The organism is Streptomyces sp. NPDC048461 (genome assembly GCF_055587105.1).
On record NZ_JBVJGW010000065.1, the window covers coordinates 1 to 6,020 of the forward strand.

Annotated in this window: 4 protein-coding genes; all 4 read left to right on the plus strand. The window is 68.5% G+C overall.

All coding sequences use genetic code 11. The features are described from left to right. The first annotated feature begins 206 nt into the window (after positions 1 to 206). The 4 genes from ACZ6S8_RS39455 (at position 207) to ACZ6S8_RS39470 (ending at position 5,022) form a co-directional block, all read left to right on the plus strand. Positions 207 to 1,169, plus strand: a complete 963-nt coding sequence (locus ACZ6S8_RS39455) for a hypothetical protein (protein ID WP_469463218.1) — start codon at positions 207 to 209, stop codon at positions 1,167 to 1,169. 236 nt (positions 1,170 to 1,405) lie between these two features. Then, positions 1,406 to 1,960 (plus strand): telomere-protecting terminal protein Tpg, encoded by a 555-nt coding sequence (tpg, locus tag ACZ6S8_RS39460; protein WP_469463219.1) that lies wholly within the window; start codon positions 1,406 to 1,408, stop codon positions 1,958 to 1,960. 709 nt (positions 1,961 to 2,669) lie between these two features. Then, positions 2,670 to 2,954, plus strand: coding sequence for a hypothetical protein (locus ACZ6S8_RS39465; protein WP_469463220.1), 285 nt, complete (start codon positions 2,670 to 2,672; stop codon positions 2,952 to 2,954). Positions 2,955 to 4,578: 1,624 nt separating this feature from the next. Continuing rightward, complete coding sequence (locus tag ACZ6S8_RS39470; RefSeq protein ID WP_469463221.1) at positions 4,579 to 5,022, plus strand: hypothetical protein; 444 nt, start codon at positions 4,579 to 4,581, stop codon at positions 5,020 to 5,022. Positions 5,023 to 6,020: the final 998 nt, after the last annotated feature.

The window sequence follows — 6,020 nt, forward strand, 5'->3', positions numbered from 1 at the left end:
CGCCCCCCCCCCCGCCCGCGCCGGCCGCCGCCCGCCCCGGGGGGCGCCCCCGGCTCGCCTGGGCCCGCACCCCCCCCCGGGCGGGGCCTCACCCCCACCACTGTGGTCGGAATTCCGACCAGGACCAGGCCGCTGACCTGGGAGAACGCGCCCCGCAGTCCTGCTCTTGTGGTTCTTCTTCTACGACTACTGCTGAACAACCCGTGGTGACGGCCGTAGGCCAAGGTGCGGGTGGTCTCGCGCGTGCGGGTGCGAGCGACGGCGCGGCGCCTGAAACTCCGACCGCCCAGGGCGGCTACGCCGCCGACCGCAAGAAGAAGCCCACCGCGAAGAAACCGGTTGTCGTCAGCGAGCTGGTGCCCGTGAACGGCGAGACGGACGTGTACGCCGCGCTGGATGCCCTGGGCATCTCCACCAGCAAGGCGGAGCGCATTCCGACCCTGCGGCGCGCCGTCCGCGAACTCCTCGGTCACTACGCCGATGCCACCAGCGGCCCCTACGCCCTGTACCCGCGCACCGCGGAGCACGCCACCACCCGGATCTATGCCGGGTGGCACCGCGCGCACGGACCCCTGCGTTCAAGCGCTGGCTACAAGGAAGCGGATCGGATCGTCCGGCCGATCGGCTACCTCGCTGAGGTCCTGACGCAGCAGGCCTGCGAACTGCCGAACTGCGAACTCGGCGTACTCATCGACAGCGGCGCCGAGTGCGCCACCTGCAACTACCGCAGGCACGAGCGGATCAACAACGCCAAGGCCGCGGAAGCGCTGGAGGAACAGAAGCGGCGGGCTCGTGAGGTGATGGAACGGGAGCTCGCAGAGTTGGCGGCGGACCACGCAGAGGCCCTTGCTGAGAACGTGCGGTGGGACCGGCGCGCTGCGGACAAGGCTGCCGCGGCGGCCGAAGCCGAAGCAGCCCGAGCGGCGATGGCCGCCGAGTTCGCTGCGCTGGACGCCGCGCCCGGCACCCGCCGGCCGGTCGTGCCCGCACAGCACCACCCGGCCAGCGACGCTGACGACTTGGTCGAAGAGCCCGACTACGACGGCCCCGACGAGGAAGACCAGGCCGAGGATGCCGCGGCGTGGGAGGCGGCCCGCCCCAGCGCGGAGTACCAGGCGATGAAGGCGCAGCGGGAAGCCGCCAAACTCGCCGCTCTCGTCAGCCGGTAGCGGTCCTGCACGCCTGGCACCTTCCGGGTGCCAGGCGGGGGCAGTTCCGACGAGCTGGCGGACTCCAGACCACCATCACGCAATAGGCGCCCTGCCGCCCCACAGGCCCCTTAAACGGCCCGTAGAGCGCCGATCCCCACCCGCCAGGCCTCTCCGGTCACGTGAGTATCCGTTAGGCCCCCACGAGACCCCCTAGGCGATCACCCGCCCCGGCAGGGAAAGCAACGGAGGACACCATGACCGCAGTCGGCGACGGTCTCGACCGAGCCGTACAAAAAGCGTTCACGCGCCCCGCCCCCAAGACGGCGCCAGCGCAGATGCGCTACCTGGTCAAGCAGATGAAGGGAACCCGCGCGGCCGCGGCCGCGCTCGGCATCTCACAGCGCACCGTCGAGCGGTACGTGAAAGGCCAGATCAAGAAGCCGCGCGCGGACCTGGCCGGCCGCTTGGCGGGTGAGGTCGCACGCCGCTGGCAGCCACAGGTACGCGCGATGGCGAAGCGCACCGCGGCGACATCGACGGGCCTGATCCTCGACACCCGCGCCCGCTTCGGATACACCGCCGCACCTGGCAGCACCGACGATGCCCGCCTACGCCACCTGACCGTGGCCCTGCCCCCGCAGTACGCCGGCCGCCTTTTCGGCGCCCAGGAAGCCGGCGCGTCCGAGCAGCAGTTGCGCGACATCGCCGCGGAAGCCCTCCAAGACGTCTACTTCCGCGACGGCGGCCGCCGCGCCGGAGGCCTGCTCGTGGAGTTCACCGATGTCGAACACGTCGCCTTCGACCTCTAGCCGCTCCACCCTTGCCGACACTTCCCTTCCCGGCTCCGCGTCCTTCCCACCGGATCCAAGCCTGCGCTTGGATCCGGTGGGGTGGTCCGCACTGCCCGTTGGTTGCCGTTGTGACGGCTCAACGGTGTAACGGTGTGCCGTCAGTAGCCCTGTGACCTGCGGGTTACTTCGCGCTGGCCGTCGTCCTGGTCGTCCGTCCTCCGTGCGGTCTGCGCCGGCGCTGCTGCCCCGCCCGCTCTGCGGCCACCCGCTCCCCGGCTCTCCCTCCGTCCCTGCTCCGCCCGGTCGGGCGGTTGCTCAGAGGACGTGTGCGGTCTCGGGGTGCGGGTGCGACGGCTGATCATTCCGCGTCCGGTAACGGACCGTTGCCGAGGATGCGGCGACCTGTGCGTGCAGGCAGCGCGACGGCCGGAGTTTTGGGGATCTGTTCGGCGGCGCTAAGGCCGGCGTTTGCGGGCCGGGGCCGTTCAGAACCCGGACCCGGGGCGGAGACGGGGAGAAGGACGGGCGCGTGGCCGGTGCCCAGGGGCCGGCGGTCGGTTTTCACCCCCTGAGTCTGCGCGTTGCGCCTGATGGGCCGTTGCCCAGGTACGCGAAGTGGCGGTCAGCGGGCGCTGATGGCCAGTAATGTCCAGCCGCGGCGGGCGGCGCAGCAACACCGGGGGCGCTGCAGGGCCGAAGTGGTGTCTTGGAGCTGGGGAGTGGACGCATGGGCAACGACTGGACGAGGCTCACTCAGGAAGCAGGAGAACGCGGGGGTCCTGATGCTCTCAGGGAGTTCTACCGAGCGCAGGGGCAGAAGGAGGCGGTCACGTACGCGGTCTGCGCCGTTGTGGTCTCGGGGGTGGCCTTCGGGGTGAACAGACTCCGCAGGTATTCCGAGAACAAGAAGATGGATCGCAGGATCGACCAGTTGGAGGCCGAGGGGACTCCGGTGGAGGCCGAGCGAGTACGGGACGGGAATTCGACCGGTGAGGCTCAAGGTAGCTTCTGAGCCTCGTAGGGCACATGGCCGCCCACCCTCTGCGTATGCGAGTGCGCGGAGAATGTGCGCGATATGTACGGTGAAATGTTTCGGTGGGTGCGGCTGCCAGGTGGTCGTGCCCCAGCGATCGGGGCAGGATCGTTCGTTTCCCGCGCTCCCGTGGAGGGGCTGTAAGGCGACGCAGGCTGATCTACGGGTCTCTGTGGTTAGCCGACCTCTGATAAGGCGGGACAGGAGGCCGCGGGTCGGGCGCACTGCCGCCGACGAGATCGGGCGCGGCCTGCCCAGTTGCCATTGTGATGGGGGTGCTTATATGTGGTCTGCTGATGTGTGGAGTGCAATCGCTGCTGGGGCTAGCGTTTTTGCAGCGGGCGGATCTTTGTGGGTAGCGGTAAAAGCGAAGCAGATTTCTGCGGATGCGTTGAACACCGCTAAGCAGGCAACGAATGCTGCCCATATTGTTGCCGGTATTGAGCGTGTGAGAATTCATCACGATATGCTTCCCGACCTTAAGGTGGAGATTCGGAAAACGGGGGAGGGTAGCCGGGCCCGGCTAACGGTGAGGTGGAACGGCCCCTCAGTGCTGGAGCGGTTGGCCGAGGTGCGTGTTCGGGTACTTGATGATGGGCAGGACCGCACGATCGAACTTGCTTCTAACCCGGCCGAAGGTCCCACCGCAGAGGAACTGGCGGCACAGGTTTGGGGCCCATATCGACTTCAGCCTGGCTTGGAGGGTGTCTCAGCGGACGGGCGTACAGCGTCGCGAAATGGGTTGTACCTCGGTTCTACCCTGCCTCTGATGATGGAACAGACACGATCGCCGCACCGCGGTGCGGGGGCTTTGCTTTGGTGGAGCATGGAATTTGGCCGACAACCTGTCCGGCTTCATATTGAGTGCAGGCACGACGATTTCGAACCTTGGGTACAGGTCTACGAAGTTGATGTAATCGACCCTTATTCCGCGACGTAGCGGGCGCGGTCCGGACCGACCGTGAGCACCTACGCGCAGGACGGTGGGGCGGGCCGGCCTATCAGGCGCTCCATGATTCGAAGGTCCTGGACGGGCAGGAGGCACCTGGCCCCGGCCCGCCCAGGTGAGGGCGGCGGTCCCGCCCGCTCAGCTACGTGACTGTTTCACCTTCCCTAATAAGTATGTGACGACAGCCCAAAGAGTCGCTAAGACGAATACGACATCACGAATGACATGAATTACATTTAATATTTCCATCGGGGTTCCCAAGGTGACTTGAATTTCCTTTACTCTCTCATTTTAGAGGTAAAGGTGAGCGCCGTGATCGGCTACTCCTTATCTGAATATTACGCCCCCTGCCCTGTTCTGAAACCGAGTTCGCTGGCGCCGTTTCGATCATTTTTCCGAGAATGTGGCGACGTGCTGAATTTCTCGCAGTACCTGATGCCTGTCAGATAGATGTGTTTTCGTTGTGCGGGTCCGCCGAGGAGTGACACATGCGTGGTGCGTGACGGTCCGGCCATGGCGTGAGACACCGGGCCCCGCCGCCCTGACCGGGCACCGATCCGCCGGTTCGGTGGCCACGAGTAGGCCGCAGCCCCCGCTTGTCGGTGGCGACCCGACAATCGGGGGTTGTCGGTGGCGGCCACTATCGTGCGCGCCGTGACTGAATGCCCCGGGCTCGACCTTGACGGCGACTACTGCGACGGCTGCGGCTATCCGGTCTGCACCGGCTGCTACAAGACCCACGTCCTTCCAGGTGGGCACCGCTGCCAGTCCTGCGCCGAGGCGTACGGCGGCCAGGCCCTGGCGGAGGAGGGGGATGCCTCGGCGGCTTACGTCGCGGCTCTGGCGAACCTGCGGGCGGACTCTTCCCTGGCGAACCTCACGCCGGGAGAGGATGACCCGCCGCCCACCCACGAGGAGTGCGCGGAGGCCGGGTCAGCGTTCGTGAACGGCACCGCGGACCCGGCCCGGTGCGAGGAGTGCGGCGGCCCCGCATGCACCCACTGCGAGGCCCACCTGACCGAGGGCCCGCACGCACCATGCGCCGACTGCGGCCGCCGCCTGATCCATGTCCTGCACCCTGCGGAAATCGGCCGATAACCCCGATCGCCCTTCCGGCCGGCCCGCGCGGGGCGGGTCGGCCAGCTGTGAGGCTTTAAGCCTGGCACGCCGTTTGCGCTGGCCAGAGGCGTGCGGGAGTGGCAGCCCGGCGGAGGCATCCGCTGCACGGAGCTGACACAGGCCCGGGAAGGGACGGTTTTGACCGCCTCTCCGTAGCAGCGGTGCCCCCGCTGGTCGGGCGCGGGCTGGACGCCGGTTAGGGTCGGGGCAGCCTGCGCCGACATGGGTGCGTAGGTCAGGCCCGGTGCCCGCTTCGACGGGGGCAGTACCGCCGGGCCGCCCCATCCTTCCTACGCGCTCGCACCACCGCAGAACCCGGGTGAGCGTCACGGGAAGGCGTCACCCGGTGACGCCTGCTGAACGGGAAGCGTTCCGCCGTCGCCATGCCCGTGTGCGGCAGCGCGGGGAGCAGTACCGGCTGTCGGAGCGCTTCCGCCTCCCGAACGGGGTGTCGCTGGAGTACCACGTCGACCCGCACTCGGGGCATTCAAACTGCGGCCAGGGGTGCCGACGCCCCTCCAGCAGGGCGCGCAGTGCCTCGCCTCCCGCGTCGAGCTGCGCCCGCCGGGCCCTCCACTGCCGCCATGCCGCCGTCCGGCACGATGCGTTGCAGTACCGGCGGGATGTCCTTGCCTCTGGCGGGAGCGGGGCCCCGCATTGCGAGCACCGCCGGATGTTCTTCCTGGTCACCTTCCCCATGCTCCTCCCCTGTGGCGCGGTCCGGGAGTAGGCGACACTGGCTCCGGGCCCGGCGGCGTGCCAACGTCCGGCCGATGCTGCCGCCGCCGGGCTCCACCTCTCATACGCGCCCGCCCTGGGAGGCATCCGTCCCCGTTCCGGGCGCCCCGGCTCCGGCGCAGGGTCACCCGTGCCGGGTGTCTTACGCGGTCGTTGGAGGGGGAGGGAATGCACACCCTGCGGCCCCAGGGCGCCCCGAGCGTCCGGGGCCGGTTCGGCCGGTCGTCTCTGCCCGTCAC